This is a genomic window from Salinicola socius (assembly GCF_001937195.1).
In the GTDB taxonomy this organism is placed as follows: Bacteria; Pseudomonadota; Gammaproteobacteria; order Pseudomonadales; family Halomonadaceae; genus Salinicola; species Salinicola socius.
In genome coordinates this window covers 58340-72608 of the sequence record NZ_MSDO01000003.1, presented here as the reverse complement: position 1 = coordinate 72608, position 14269 = coordinate 58340, and the positions used below count along the sequence as shown (strand labels likewise).

The following is a 14269-nucleotide window of genomic DNA, read 5'->3' as shown; positions in this document are numbered from 1 at the left end:
CGCTGCCATGGCGTTACTGGAAGTCGAGCATCTCGAGGTGTGCTTTCCGTCGAGAGACGGGGAGATACGAGCGGTGCGCGATGTCAGTTTCACGCTAGAACGTGGCGAACGTCTGGGCATCGTTGGCGAATCCGGTGCCGGCAAGTCGGTGCTCGCCTTCAGCCTGCTGAAACTGCTCTCCCGCCCCGGGCGTATCGTCAGGGGCCAGGTTCGGTTCGAGGGGCGCGAGCTGACCCCGCTGTCCGATCGCCAGTTGCGCCGGATCCGGGGCAATCGGGTGGCGATGATCTTCCAGGATCCGCTGACGACGCTCAATCCGGTGCTGACCATCGGCCAGCAGATGATCGAGAGTCTCAAGGCGCACCGCCGGATTGCCGCCCGCGACGCAAGGATCCTGGCGCTCCACAAGCTACGCCAGCTGCAGGTGTCGTCACCCGAACAGCGCCTCGAGCAGTATCCGCATCAGCTTTCCGGCGGACTTTGCCAGCGCGTCGTGATCGCCATCGCGCTGCTGCTGGATCCCGACATCATCATTGCCGACGAGCCGACCACTGCCCTCGATGTCACCATCCAGGCCGAGATCATCGCCCTGCTCAGGCAGCTTTGCGACAAGCACAACGTCGGTCTGATCGTGATCTCTCACGATCTCGGTGTCATCGGTCAACTGACGCAGCGCCTGCTGGTGATGTACGCCGGCCGCATCGTCGAGCAGGGCCCGACCCGTGAGATCATCAATGACGCGCAGCATCCCTACACCCAGGGGCTGATCAACGCCCTGCCCCAGATGACGCTGCCCCGTCAGCGTCTGGCGCAGATCCCCGGCAACATGCCGACGCTTTCCCGGGCGCCGGACGGATGTGCCTTCCACCCCCGCTGCCGATACGGATTCACCTCCTCCGGGCAGCCACGCCAGGACTGCCGCGAACGGGTTCCCGGGATCATCGTATCCGGTGACAGCCAGGTCGCCTGCCACTGGGTGCAGGAGCTGATAGCAACCGCGCCCGTCGAGGAGGATATGCCATGAACCCGATCGACGCATTGCGGACGCTGGGTCGCGCTGCCGACGTCCCCGCACCGCTGGTCAAGGTGCTTAGCCTGCGCAAGCGTTTCGCGCTATACCCGGATCGCCTGCTGCCCTGGCGTTTCGATAAGCACAGCCGGGCTTGGCGTCGTCAACGGATTCATGCCGTGAACGGCGTCGATCTGGAGATCCAGCGCGGCGACGCGCTCTGTGTGGTGGGCGAATCGGGCTGTGGCAAATCGACCCTGGCGCGGCTGATCATGGGGCTGCTGAGGGCAAGCGAGGGGGAAGTCCACTATGACGGCCAGCGCATCGATCACCTGAGTGCCAAGCAGTGGCGCCCGTTTCGCCAGCGCATGCAGATGATCTTCCAGAACCCTTATGCGTCGCTCAACCCGCGGCTGACGGTACGACAGAGCCTCGAGGAGCCGATTCGCCTCCACCATCCGGGCTGGTCGCGTTCGCGGATTCGTGACAGAGCCGATTCGCTGATGGCCGACGTGGGCATCGATCTCGGCTGGAGCGAACGCTTCGCACACGAGTTCTCCGGCGGACAGCGGCAACGCATCGCCATCGCTCGCGCGCTGAGCGTGGACCCCGAGTTCGTCATCGCCGACGAGCCCGTCTCTGCCCTCGATGTCTCGGTCCAGGCTCAGATCCTGAACCTGCTGATGAATGCCCAGGCGGCGCGACGCTTGACCTATCTGTTCATCACCCACGACCTGGCGGTCGTCGAGCACTTCGCTACCCGGGTGGCGGTGATGTATCTGGGCACGATCTGCGAACTGGCGGACACCGACACGCTATTCGCCCACCCTCGGCATCCCTATACCCAGGCGCTGTTGGCAGCCAGTCCACGGTTGGAAGATGGGCATGTGGCGCCGCTCCGGCTGGGAGACGAGGCTTCCATGCCGATCGCGCCGCCGAGCGGCTGCGTGTTTCGCGGACGTTGCCCCCACGCCGACGCGCGCTGCCAACGGGAGAATCCCGAGCCGCTCGCCCTTCGGGGCGATCATCAGGTTGCATGCCACGCCGTCGAGGAGGGACGCATCTGATGGTCGTCTTCAATAGTCGCCTCGGGGCGTATCGGGTAGGCTGTTTCGAATCGGTTCTATGCTGACGAGTCGATCTGCCAACCCACCGTCCACCGCATCGAAACCGTGTGATTGACGATAGAGAACACCATGGAACTACGTTGGCTCGAGGACTTCATCGTCCTGGCCGAAACGCGTCATTTTTCTCGTGCCGCCGATCAACAGAATGTCACCCAACCGACGTTTTCGCGACGCATCAAACTGCTCGAGGAATCGATGGGCACCACGCTGATCAATCGTCAGACGCTGCCACTCAGCCTGACGCCGGCCGGCGAAGAGTTCCTGATTCTGTGCAAACAGATTACCGAGCGCGTGCGGGTAACGCGGGAGCGGCTGAAAAACCTGGGTCGAGAGGACGCCCGTCGCGTCAAACTCGCAGCGCCCCAGAGCCTGTTGACGCATTTCATTCCCGGGTGGGTGAAAGCGAACGCGATCGAGCCCCAGATCGAACCCTATCTGCGAGCGACGAGCTGGCTGATCGCGGAGTATTTCCAGGCGCTGGAGCGCGGCGAGGTGGATCTGGCGCTGTGCTACTGGCCGGAGGGGCGTACGACACTGGATATCGATCTCAGTGGCGTGCGTTATCTCGAGATCGGCGAGGAGCGACTGGTGCCCGTCAGCGTGGCCAATCTCGATGGCCACCCTAGTTTCGCGCTGCCCGGCAGCAAGCGCGAACCGGTTCCGCATATTGCCTATCATCCCAGCGGATTGATCGCCGCGGCGCTGCAGGCGCATTGGGGGCGTTCCCGTCAGGAGGTGCATCTGGCCACGCTCAACGAGAACGTCCAGACCTCCAACATCCGCGAACTGGTGCAGCAGGGTTATGGGCTCGGATGGCTGCCCTGGCGGACGGTTCGGCATCTGCTCGAGACCGGCGAGCTGACGCGGGCCGGTGATCAGCGCTGGGATGTGCCGCTATCGCTGCGCCTCTACTTTCGCCAGGACAGCCGACACCCCACGTTGCCGGGTCTGCTGACCCAGCTCTCCGCCGGCGCGACGACAATGCCGGCGACAGCCTCGACGTCCGTTTCAACGTCCGTTTCAACGTCCGTTTCAACGACAGGAACCGCACAATGAACCTCCCCATCGACACCCTCGAAACCCTACAGCGCGCGCATCTCGAACGTCTGAAGGCGGCGTACGCCGACGTTCTGGCCGCTCACAAGTTCGATGCCGTTCTCATCTACAGCGGTCACGCCGGCGTTCACTTCGCCGATGACCAGGAAGCCTCTTTCAAGAGCTACGGTCATTTCGTGCACTGGACCGGCGCCAGTCACCATCAGCACGACTGGCTGCTGATCCAGCCCGGCAGTTCGCCCCGCTGGTACTACTACGCACCGGAAGACTTCTGGCACCTGGCCACACCGGCACCCCAAGGCGTGTTGGCGGAAGTGCTGACGCCACAGCCGCTCCGTGATACCGGCTGGCCGCCCCCGCGAGACCTTTCCGCCCGGCGACTGGCGGTGATCGGCAATCTGGAAGCATCGTCGATGCCTCTCGGGGCCGAACTCAATCCGCCGGCACTGTTAGCCGCGCTGGATGAACTGCGCATGCGCAAGGACGACTACGAACGACACTGCCTGTTCGTCGCCAACCAGTGGTCGCTGGCCGGCCATGATGCCGCCAGGGAAGCCTTCGCGCTGGGCGCCGGCGAGCTGGATATCCAGCTCGCCTATCTCGCGGCGACTCGCCAGCGGGAATCCCAGGTCCCCTATCAGAATATCATCGGCATCAATCACCATGCCGGCACTCTTCACTATCAACACTACGACGTGGATGCCCCCGATACGCCGAAATCGTTGCTGGTCGATGCCGGCCATTCCCATGCGGGTTACGCGGCAGACATCACCCGTACCTGGGCCTCCACTCGAGCCGACCCGCTGTTCGAGCGGCTCATCCAGGGCGTGACCGACTATCAGCAGCATCTGATTTCACGTCTGGCTCCAGGGCTGGATTTCATCGAGCTGCACCAGGAGATGCATCGCCATCTGGCCGAGCTGCTGATCGATACAGATGTGATATCGACCAGCACCGAAGCCGCCATGGAGAGCGGCCTGACGCGCGCCTTCTGTCCGCACGGGCTGGGGCATAGCCTGGGCATTCAGGTTCATGACGTGGGGGGGCGTCAGCGGGATGGTTCGGGTGCACCACTGCCGCCTCCGGCCGCGGACCCCGCTCTGCGTCTAACCCGCACCCTCGATGCCGGCATGGTGGTTACCATCGAACCGGGGATCTACGTGATTCCGATGTTGCTGGCACCATTTCGGCAGGGGCCGCAGCGTGATGCGGTGAACTGGGCCGCCGTCGACCGGCTCCAGGATCATGGTGGCATCCGGGTCGAGGATAACGTGATCATCACATCGGAGGGGCACGACAATCTGACCCAGGGCAGACCGATCGCCGAGGACTGAAGCTTTCCATGGCAAGCACGATCGTATCGGCTGACTTTCGCCCGCCGTCGGGGCTGCACAATGCGCATTTCCAGACAATGCTGCCGCGGGTACTGCCCTTGAGACCCGTGGCGAGAGACACGGAAATCGTCAATCTGCCGGATGGCGATTTCGTGGAACTGGCCTGGATTCGGCCAGCGCCTCAGCACCATGACGCGCCGATCTTTCTGCTTTTCCACGGCCTGGAAGGATCGTTCGATTCACCCTACGCCCGCGAACTGCTCCACGCTGCGGGCCGAATGGGCTGGCGCGGCGTGCTGATGCATTTTCGCGGCTGCGGCCAGACGCCGAACCGGCTGCCGCGAGCCTATCATTCGGGGGACACCGCCGATGCGTACTGGATCATGGGTCAACTGGCCCAGCGCTACCCCCATGCACTGATGGCCGCGGCGGGCGTTTCGCTGGGGGCTAACATGCTGCTCAAGCTGGTCGCCGAACAGGGTGGCGATGGTCTACCGCTGGAGGGGGCCATCGCGATCAATGCACCACTGGATCTTGCCGCAAGCGCCGACACCCTCAATCAGGGCGTTTCCCGCCTCTACCAGCACTACCTGCTGCGTCAGCTCAAATGCAAGGTGCTGGCGCGAATGGAAGCCATGCCCTTGCCCCTCAAGATCAATGCGCAACAGGTTCGCCAGCTGAACAGCTTCTGGGCGTATGACAATGACGTCACCGCCCCGCTGCACGGGTTCCACTCCGCGAGTGACTACTATCGCAGAGCTTCGGCAGGTCCGCTGTTGGGGGAAATCGAGTTGCCGACACTGATTCTGCATGCCGACGACGACCCGTTCATGCCGGCAAATCTGTTTTCGCGATTGCCGCCACCCTCGCCATCGGTGCGGGTGGAAATTGCTCGCCACGGTGGCCACGTCGGGTATGTGGAGAGACGCGGCGGGCGCCTGTGCTCCTGGCTGACCCGGCGCGTCGAGGCGCAACTACAGCAGTGGGCGCCTCGCAGACAGCGCCTAACCGTACCTTATCCTCAGCACGATCGATAAGCGTTGCCGAGAGGCAGTCCCTTCGGGATCAGGCGGGTAACGGACAGCTGACACCGGTGCCCTTCAGGCCGCAATAGCCATTGGGGTTCTTGGCGAGATATTGCTGATGATACTCCTCGGCATAGTAGAACGTTTCCAGTGGACGGATCTCGGTCGTGATCTTCCCCAGCCCTTGAGATTGCAGCGCCGCTTGATACTCGTCGCGGCTCTGCTCGGCCGTCGCACGCTGACTCTCGCTGGTGGTGTAGATCGCCGAGCGATACTGGGTGCCGAGATCATTGCCCTGGCGCATTCCCTGGGTGGGGTCGTGGGCTTCCCAGAACGTGCCCAGCAACGACGCCAGCGACACGCGGGCCGGGTCGTAAACGACCCGCACGACTTCGGCATGCCCGGTCTTGCCGGTGCAGGTCTCTTCGTAGGTAGGGTTCGGCGTGACGCCGCCGGCGTAGCCCACTGCCGTGACGACCACGCCATCCAGCTCCCAGAACAGACGCTCGGCGCCCCAGAAGCAGCCGAGCCCCAGTACGATCTGCTCGGTACCGGCCGGAAACGGTGGCAGCATCGAGGCGCCGTTGATCAGATGTTCGCCGCTGATGGTGATCGGCGTGTTGCGGCCAGGGAGTGCTGTCTCCGCGGTTGGCAACGATTCGGAACGTCGTTGAAACATGGCTTATCTCCGAGTGATCGAAGTGGGCGCACGGCATGGCCGGACGCCGACAATGTCAATGTGGGAACTCAGGTGCCACTCGCCCGACCCAGGCTGAACGTGTAGATCAGGTCGACGGCCTGCGCTGCCCCTGAAACGGCCTGCAGATAGAGGTTCTGGATCAGGCGGTAGCGCAAGGTCAGTTCGGCGATGGGAGAGAATATGCCGACGCCATAGCTCACCTTCAAGTCGTCGAACACATAACCGCTGACGACCACCTGGCTGTCGTCACCCGAACCCGAGGCATCCAGGCTCAGATCCTGCACACCGAAGGCCTGGCCCACCTGTCCCACGGCGCTACCGGTCTGGGATAGCGAGAGCCCGATCAAAGCCGAGGTCAGGGCGTCGTCCCCGCTACCGGAATCCTCCGGGGCTCGGCCCCGTAGAATGTAGGAGAGTGCTCGACTCTCCGTCATTGCCGGCTCGGAGAAGATCGTCAGTCGCGGCGCCGATGCCGAACCGGTGACTCGCAACCCGGCCACCACGTTGTCTTCGGTGGTATCCGGGTTGCGGATGGCTTCGAACTGCAGACTCGGTTGCGACGCCGGCCCGCTGAACAAGACCTGTCCCTGACGGATGATCAGGTCCTGTCCGAACGAGGTGTAGGTGCCGTCGACGAGATTGACGTCGCCATACAGCTGAACCGGCCCCGTGCCCTGACGCACCTGCAGCTCGCCCCTGAGGCCCGCCTCGAGCCCGTAGGCTTCCAGTTTCATGTCCGGACCCAGGTGAAGGTTGACGCGGACGTCGAGCTGCATCCCCGCATCGGCCAGTGCCTGGGCGGTACCGGCGCCCTCTTCGTTCTGGCGGGCGGCGGCCGCGGCCTGCTGCTGGCGATCCTCCTCCTCGGTGATGATGACGGCATCGCTGCTGGGCGCCTGGGCCGACGAGGGAATCTGACCGATCTCGAGGCGCGCCCACGGCACGCTGACGTCACCTCGCACCTGCAACCGCTGCGGCATGGCATGGATCTGGAGATCCGGGGCGATTCTCAGGCGACCGTAAGCCGGCATCGCCACCAGCAGCGGCGATTCGGTGCCATCGATGTTGACGTTGGCCCGCCACTCGGCCGGCTCCTGCCAGTCGGCGTTGCCCGTGAGATCGAGCCGCCCTTCATCGCTCTGCACGAAACCCTCGAGCGTCGACGACTGCCCCTGTAACGCCAGAGTCAGTTGGGCGTCCGTTACCGCGATCGGCGAGACGCCACCCTTGACCTTGACGCCATCGATCACGATATCGCCATTCAATGCCGGCATGGCCAGCGTGCCACCGAGCGAGACATCACCGTTGACGGCGCCTTCCAACTGATCGATTCCCGCCACCAGCGGCTGATACGGGCTGAAACGAAGATCGTTCAGCTGCAGTCGACCCTGCAGCGCACCATCGCCGGCCGGATCATCGATCCGGGCCTGCAGCTGAATCCGGCCCGCGTCTTCCAGTTGCAGATCGAGCCGGGTTTCCGCCCGCTGCTGGTTGGCATCCAGCGACAGTGACATCGTCGCTGCCGGCACCTGCCAGGGTGCACCCCTCGCGTCGACGCCGCTGACCGCCACGTTACTATCGATGTCGGCGTTGGCAGCCCAGGCCTGCCCCCCTCGTGACCAGCTGGCGACCACGTTGCCATTCGTCTGGCCATCGATCTGCCAATCGCTCGGCATGAAGTCGTTGAGCAATGCCATTGGAATGTCATCGATGGACAGCGCGGCTCGTCCCTGATCCTTTGAGGCATTCATGCGCTCGGTCAGGCAAAGCGCACCGCCTTGCTGACGAGCGAGACAGAACGGCGCGATCGTGGCGCTTGACTGGGTCAGATTGGCGTTGAAATTCAGCGAGTCGCGCAGTGCAATATCGCCGTAGTCGGTCGAGGCCGACAGTCTCGAGAATGCGCCCTGATAGCGCTGATAGGCGCTATCGAGTCCACCCTCCAGGCGGATGGACGCTTGCGAGACGGGCAGGCCCTCGCCACCGCTCATGTCGAGGGATAGCTGATGCCGGGACAGGCGGCCGGCGAGCCCCAGATCGACGGAGCGAATCTGCTGGCCTCCGGTCTGAATGCCGCTTGCCGCGAGATCGACATCGAACTGTGGATCCTGAGTGCCGGTGGAATTGGCCTTGAGGGTCAACTGTTCGAGCCGATTCTCGGCATAGCCGACATCGTTGCCCTGAAGATCGATCGCGATCTGCGGACGCTGCAGTGTTCCGCGGCCCTGAAACTGACCCCGCAACGCACCGGAAAGATCCGGCAGTATGGTGCCCAGCGCGGGAGCATCGATCCGACCGTCGATGTCGAGATTCTGATCGATACGCCCGCGGGCGGTAATCCGGTTGTCACCCTGCCGGAAGTCGAGTTCGCGAATATCCCACTGCATCTCGCTGTTACCGTCGACCTGCGCGTTCAACTTGAGTGCCCGCTGCTGCAGCTTGCCATCGATCGCCAGTTGCGGGACCGACAGCTGCCAGCCGCCGTCGTCACGCATGGCGAAAGCCGCGCGCGTTCGGCCGTTCAACTGCCCGCTGACGGCCTGGGTGAAGGCCCCGAGTGGGAGATTCTGGAAATCCAGATTCAGGCTGGCGGAGAGAGCCGGCGCCCAGCGCACCGTCCCCTGGCTCTGGAGTTTGCCGCCCTGGCTTGCCAGCTGCATCGGTTGCCAATGGAAATGATCCAGATCCCCCTCGCCCGCAAGAGTCAACGTGACGGGCGGCAACCCCTCGCCCTGACCGGCAAGATCGATGGCGGCACGGTAGTTCCGTAACGTGCCATCGACATCCAGTCCCAGATGGTCGAGTTGGTACTGGATCGCGGGTTCGGACGGGGCCCTGCCGACGGGTGCCGGGCCGCGTAGTTCGCGTGCCGCGAGGATCGCATTCTCGTCGATGCCTCCGTCCAGATCGGTAAAAGGCGCAAAGGGCCGTGTGGCCAACGGCCAACGCAGTCGACCGGTGTCGACGTGAAGCGAGAACGGTACTCCCGGTTCGAAGGCCTGAACTCGCGCATCGACCGACGCCTCGGCATGACCGACGGTGTGCAGCTTGACGTTCAGATCGGCAAGCGTACCGTCGGCGTCGAGCGTGACCGTCTGTCCGTAGACGGGGGCCCGGGTCACCCGCCCCTGTATCGACAGCGAGAGCGGGATATCGCCCTGAAGCTCCGCACTGGCGGTGAGCTCGGCATGACCCTCCGGCGACTCCAGCTGCAGCCGTTGGATCTCGATCTTGCGATCCATGGCCGAGAATGAGAGCGCCAGGCGATCCAGCTGTTGCGGGGTCGGGCCGTCCAGCCTTAGATCAGTGACCGTTACGTCCGGTGCCTCGATCTCCAGCGGCAACTGGATATCGGGCAGTTGCTCGCGAAGCGCCTGGAGACTCTGCTCGATCTGTTCGAGACGGGCGTCGGGCTGCTGGGTATCGGCGTCGGCGACATTGGCCGCGGCGGCCAGCGTCAACGGTGACAACGCCATCGTCGGCGAATCGTCGGGGAGCGCTGCCGGTCGCATGCGCTCTGCAGGCGTCTCCGGCGCTGTCGTGTCCTCATCGGGCGCATTGATGGCGACCGAGGCATCGATGGCGTCCGGGCTCAGGACGCCCGTGCCAAGCTCGGGCATGGCGAGCGTCTGCCCCGGGCTTCGTGGCAACTGAATGCGCGTCTGTTCCAGCGTCGTCGGCAGCAGTTTCAGGTGATTGCCGGACATGTCGGCACCGGTCTGGAAATGCTGCCAATGGATGTCGGTACCGTTGGCCAGGCGAATGCCCACATCATCCAGCCGAACCTGACGGATCTCGATGGGTAACGGTACGGCAATCGACGGCATGCCTCCGCCATCCTCCGCCTCGGGCGGCGGCGGGGCCTGGGTATCGCTCTCCCTCAGCCGAATACGCGCCCCGGCGATGCTCAGATCGTCGAGACACACTCGCCCCTTGAGCAGGCAATCCTCGGCCCACGCCAGGTGGAAGTGATCCACGGCAAGATCCAGCGTGCCGGCGGAGAGACGCAACCCGTCGATGGTCAACTCATCGAGCGGCGCACCCTCGAAACGCTGGGCTTCGACCCAGCCGCGCGACTGGGCCTGCTCGAACAGCCAATGGCTGCCCCAGGGTGACAACCCCAACCCGACGAGCGTCAGCACCAGACCCAGCAGCCACAGGATCAGAAACACCAGAAGCCGAATCAGAACTCCGGTCCGATGGAGAAATGGAGACGCCAAGAGTCCTCCTCGTCGTCAAACGGATGGGCGATGTCGAAACGGATCGGCCCGACGGGTGATATCCAGCGCACGCCGACCCCGGCGCCGGTCTTGAGTTCATCCGGCCACCATTCATCGAAGGCGTTACCCGTATCGACGAACGTGGCGCTCCAGAAGTTGCCGGTCAGGTGGCGCTGATACTCGATACTGCTGGTCAACATGTGCTGGCCGCCGAGAAGTTCGCCATCGTCGTTTTCAGGCGACAGGCTCTCGTAGGAGTAGCCGCGGATGCTTTGATCGCCGCCGGCGAAGAAGCGCAGCGATGGGGGTATCTTGTCGAAAGTGTTGGTCGCCATGGCACCGCCACCGATTCGACCGACGAAGCGGTTTTCGGTGCCCAGCATCCGGATCCATTGCGAATCGAACGTGGTTCGCACGAAACGCGCCTCCGAGCCCCAGGCCGGGTCCGACCACTCCAGCGTCAACTGCTGCTTGTCACCCCAGCTCGGAAAGGTCTGGTTGCGCTTGCGCGTGCGCGACCAGCTGATGCCGGGATAGAGCAGCAGCACGGCATCGTCCTGGTCGGCCTGGGTAAAGTCCTCGTAGGTCGTCTGCCAGTAGAGATCCTGGATCCAGCCATTGGAAAACTCCCAGTGGCGGGCCACCTGCACCGAACTCTCGAAGCTCTTGGTATCTTCGTTGTCGATGTTCTTGAGCCCGTAGCGAACCCGGTAGCTGTCCCTCAACGGATTCTCGAGCGGGATCGTGTACTCCCCCGAGAAGCGCTGTTCCGGCGCCGAGAGATACAGCGAGTTGGTCAGGCTGTGGCCGTAGCGATTCAGCCAGGGCATGGTCCAGGAAAACTGCGTCCGCGGTCCGACGTCGGTGGCATAGCCCACGCCGACCTCGAACTGATGGCGATCCGCCGGTGTCAGTTCGACATCGACCGGCACCACCGTGGGGCGGCTATCGGTCAGCTCTCTGGCGGCGTTCAAACCGGGCCCGCCCAGCACCGCGGAGGTATCGGCAGTAGTATCGCGGCCGGTTTCCTCGCGCCACCACTGGCTGGGTGCGGCCGGCGATGACTCTTCGTTGACGCGCGGGCGCACCGCGACGCCACTGAACCAGTCGGTCTGCCCCAGGTTCTGGTTGAGCGTCGCCAGGTCACCGGCGAGATAGGGATCTCCAGGGGCGAACGGAATCATCGCCTTCAGACGCCGTTGTTCGATCTGGCTCCCCTGGAAGTGGACCTGTCCAAAACGGTAGCGTTCGCCACTGTCGAAATCGAGGAAGATACGGGCGCTGTTTTCCCATGGGCGAACTTCGATCCGCTGCTGACGGAAACGGGAATTGAAGTAGCCGCGCTCCAGCGACAGGGTCGAGATTTTTGCCTTGAAGCCGTCATAACGGGAATGCAGTAGCGGGTCCCCCACCTTGAGCGGGTTCGACTGCACGACATCCTCGAACGCCTCGTCCTTCTTGGCATCCCCTTCGAGCGAGACATCGACCTGAGTGATCTTGGTGCGCTCGCCAGGCTCGATGTCGATGACGACCTGCTCGTTACTCTTGTCGGGATAGCGAGTGGCAAGCGTTGCGTTGTAATAACCGAATGCCTGAAGCGCCTGTTGGGCACGATTTCTCACCACACCATCCAGGCGCTGCCTTGTCGACTGACTATTGGCATCCAGTTCGGAGAGAATGTTGACGACGTTTTCCGCGGGAGCGCCGCTCAATCCGTTGACGGTCACGTCCAGTGCCCAGGCTTGCCCCGCGGCGGGTAGCGCAAGGCAGATCAGTCCCGTCCTTAGGACCTTGAGGTGGATCATCGACTCAACCCCCGCCGCGCTGTAGTTCAGACACATTGGTGATCAACGAGGCGACACGGCGCGTCAGCTGGGCGCGGCTGGCCTCGAGTGACCCCAACCTTTCGTTGAGTTCGCGAATCTGGGAAGCGCTGGCGCCGGAGGGCAGATTGCCGATGCGCGACTGCAGGGATTCGAGTCCCGCATTGAGAGCGGTCTGCCCCTGTCGAAGTTCCGTCACCGAACGACGAATCTGTTCCAGCGCGTCCGAGGAGGGCGTCTCCTGCTGCGCCAGCGTGTCGACACGAGTCTGAAGTTTCGAAAGCGAAGATTGCAGGTCCGTCATGGCCGTTCGTGTATCCGAGCCGTCGTTTGCCTCGACCTGCTGTGAAAGATCCTGCTGATTCTGGCGCAATGTCTCGAGCGACGCGGTGAGCTGATCGGACAACTTCTGGTCGGCCTGCTGCTGCCGATCGAGCGTCTCATCGACTGAGTCGAGACGGTCGTCCTGCTGCTGCTGGCTACCCTCCAGCGTGCCAAGGCGAGCAGCCAGCGCGCCCCGTTCATCTTCACCGGTGCTTTCGAGCGCAGTAAACGAGGACTGCAGCGTTGCGATCAGATCCCGAAGATCGTCATCGGTCTGCTGCAGCGATTCGAACTGCTTGGCGATCTGATCGCCCTGCCGAGAATCGGCGACCCGGGTTTCCAGACTGCCCACCGCCGCCTGGGTGGATTCGAGCTGATCGCGCAAGCGATCGAACTCGCCACGCAGGCTCTCGCCGGAGGCATCCAGTGTCGAACCGGTGGCGTCCAGGCGCTGGTTGAGCTTGGCGATCTGGGCATCCTGCGCCTGCAGTCTCTGCCAGAGCTGCCAGCCGCCCAGGCCGGCGCCGGCGATCAACAGCAGGATAAAAATCCATAGCGGCCATACCCTGGGCGGACGCCGGCCCGGCGAACCCTGGTAGTGGCGGGTTGTCCGGCGCGGTGACGTCATGTCGCCGCGATCGGGCACGATGGTCGGGGATGCACGATGCTCGTCGGATGGTGATGGCATTGCCGTCGTATACCTTGCCAATAGTGATGCTGACCTGACCCAGAAGCGGAGACAATGCTCGGTGTCCAACAGCTCAGACCCCGAGTTCTCGAGATATCATCACCGCGAGCCGATCTCGAGCCGCTAACTATGATTACGTTACGTGAAAGCCGGGGCAAAGCCTAGGCTTGGCAGCGCAGGGTTCGCATGTTAACAGCAGGAGCCGGAGAAGCGACCGGCGCATTGGCGAAAACGGTGCCATTCGCGATAGCATGCCCCGGCAATCTCCTGGCTTGGCCTGTTGACTCCCACTCTTGCCTCGATCACTCGCTGTCGATTCACGGATGGCTTCGACCCACTTTTTCACCACACCGATGAGTACGATGTCTCACTTAGCGGCCCGATTCGAACTACCCGCCCTTCCCTTCGAGCGCCATTCGCTGGAGCCAGGAGTGTCTCGGGCTCAGGTAGATCTGCTCTACAGTCATTGCCATCGCCGTCATATCGATGCCCTCAATGCAGCTCTGCCTCCAGAGGACGATCGATCCCTGGCAGCGCTGGCAGAAGCCGGTGATGAAACCGTGCGCCATCACGCCCAGGAGGCCTGGAACCTGGTGTTCTTCTGGCATGGGCTGAACGCGCGGAGTGTGGATGTCCCCGGCGCACTGAGTCGACGGATCGATGCCGCCTTCGGCGGCGTGGGAGCGCTTCAGTATCAGTGGCGGCAACAGGTCCAGAGCAGCGCTGGCGGTTGGTCCTGGCTGGTGGAGGGTCCTCGAGGGGAGTTACTGCTGGCGACCTCGGCGCCGGGGCAGGCGCCCGCGGGATCGACACCCTTGCTGGCCATCACGTTGGCAGAGGACGCCTACCGGATCGATCATGCCCAGCAGCGTGGGGCGTACTTCGATGCGCTGTGGCCGCACCTGAATTGGGAGTACGCGCAGCTCAACAGTGAGGTTGCCGAGCGCGCGCCAGACTGACCAG

The 14269-nt window shown here is 63.4% G+C and carries 10 protein-coding genes; 6 read left to right on the top strand and 4 right to left on the bottom strand.

Translation table 11 applies throughout. The annotated features are described in order from the left end of the window. Positions 1–7 precede the first annotated feature (7 nt). The 5 genes from BTW07_RS03230 to BTW07_RS03210 all read left to right on the top strand — a co-directional run bounded on the left by BTW07_RS03230 (position 8) and on the right by BTW07_RS03210 (position 5563). A complete protein-coding gene (locus BTW07_RS03230) occupies positions 8–1024 on the top strand; it encodes an ABC transporter ATP-binding protein (RefSeq protein ID WP_075568724.1) in 1017 nt (338 codons plus the stop codon). Next, positions 1021–2076 (top strand): ABC transporter ATP-binding protein, encoded by a 1056-nt coding sequence (locus BTW07_RS03225; RefSeq protein WP_075568723.1) that lies wholly within the window; start codon positions 1021–1023, stop codon positions 2074–2076. The genes BTW07_RS03230 and BTW07_RS03225 overlap by 4 nt, the downstream gene beginning before the upstream one ends. A gap of 129 nt (positions 2077–2205) precedes the next feature. Further along, positions 2206–3192 carry a LysR family transcriptional regulator gene (locus tag BTW07_RS03220; RefSeq protein WP_075568722.1) on the top strand — a complete coding sequence of 329 codons (987 nt, stop codon included), beginning with the start codon at positions 2206–2208 and terminating at the stop codon, positions 3190–3192. Continuing rightward, entirely contained in the window at positions 3189–4526 is a 1338-nt protein-coding gene (gene pepQ / locus BTW07_RS03215) for a Xaa-Pro dipeptidase (protein WP_075568721.1), read from the top strand. Before BTW07_RS03220 ends, pepQ begins: the two co-directional genes overlap by 4 nt. An 8-nt stretch (positions 4527–4534) precedes the next feature. Continuing rightward, the gene (locus BTW07_RS03210; protein ID WP_075568720.1) at positions 4535–5563 is read left to right on the top strand and encodes a hydrolase; all 1029 of its coding nucleotides are present in this window, start codon (positions 4535–4537) and stop codon (positions 5561–5563) included. Between the two features lie 28 nt (positions 5564–5591). Here BTW07_RS03210 and msrA read toward each other — a convergent pair whose 3' ends face one another. From msrA to BTW07_RS03190, 4 genes are all read right to left on the bottom strand, one after another. After that, on the bottom strand, positions 5592–6230 hold the full coding sequence (msrA, locus tag BTW07_RS03205) for a peptide-methionine (S)-S-oxide reductase MsrA (protein WP_075568719.1): 639 nt from the start codon (positions 6228–6230) through the stop codon (positions 5592–5594). Between the two features lie 68 nt (positions 6231–6298). After that, positions 6299–10471: an autotransporter assembly complex protein TamB gene (gene tamB / locus BTW07_RS03200; protein ID WP_075568718.1), complete on the bottom strand. Its 4173-nt coding sequence runs from the start codon at positions 10469–10471 to the stop codon at positions 6299–6301. Next, positions 10435–12276 (bottom strand): autotransporter assembly complex protein TamA, encoded by a 1842-nt coding sequence (tamA, locus tag BTW07_RS03195; RefSeq protein ID WP_075568889.1) that lies wholly within the window; start codon positions 12274–12276, stop codon positions 10435–10437. The genes tamB and tamA overlap by 37 nt, the downstream gene beginning before the upstream one ends. Positions 12277–12280: 4 nt before the next feature. After that, positions 12281–13306, bottom strand: a complete 1026-nt coding sequence (locus BTW07_RS03190; RefSeq protein ID WP_075568717.1) for a coiled-coil domain-containing protein — start codon at positions 13304–13306, stop codon at positions 12281–12283. A gap of 362 nt (positions 13307–13668) precedes the next feature. On the opposite strand from BTW07_RS03190, the gene BTW07_RS03185 reads away from it, so the two are divergent. Further along, on the top strand, positions 13669–14265 hold the full coding sequence (locus BTW07_RS03185; RefSeq protein WP_158025851.1) for a superoxide dismutase: 597 nt from the start codon (positions 13669–13671) through the stop codon (positions 14263–14265). The last annotated feature ends 4 nt before the right edge of the window (positions 14266–14269 follow it).

Excerpts from the sequence above, each read along its gene's own strand:
- BTW07_RS03185 (WP_158025851.1), top strand. The coding sequence starts at position 13,669 with ATGTCTCACTTAGCGGCCCGATTCGAACTACCCGCCCTTCCCTTCGAG.
- msrA (WP_075568719.1), bottom strand. The coding sequence starts at position 6,230 with ATGTTTCAACGACGTTCCGAATCGTTGCCAACCGCGGAGACAGCACTC.
- BTW07_RS03230 (WP_075568724.1), top strand. The coding sequence starts at position 8 with ATGGCGTTACTGGAAGTCGAGCATCTCGAGGTGTGCTTTCCGTCGAGA.
- BTW07_RS03220 (WP_075568722.1), top strand. The coding sequence starts at position 2,206 with ATGGAACTACGTTGGCTCGAGGACTTCATCGTCCTGGCCGAAACGCGT.
- BTW07_RS03190 (WP_075568717.1), bottom strand. The coding sequence starts at position 13,306 with ATGCCATCACCATCCGACGAGCATCGTGCATCCCCGACCATCGTGCCC.
- pepQ (WP_075568721.1), top strand. The coding sequence starts at position 3,189 with ATGAACCTCCCCATCGACACCCTCGAAACCCTACAGCGCGCGCATCTC.
- BTW07_RS03225 (WP_075568723.1), top strand. The coding sequence starts at position 1,021 with ATGAACCCGATCGACGCATTGCGGACGCTGGGTCGCGCTGCCGACGTC.
- tamA (WP_075568889.1), bottom strand. The coding sequence starts at position 12,276 with ATGATCCACCTCAAGGTCCTAAGGACGGGACTGATCTGCCTTGCGCTA.
- BTW07_RS03210 (WP_075568720.1), top strand. The coding sequence starts at position 4,535 with ATGGCAAGCACGATCGTATCGGCTGACTTTCGCCCGCCGTCGGGGCTG.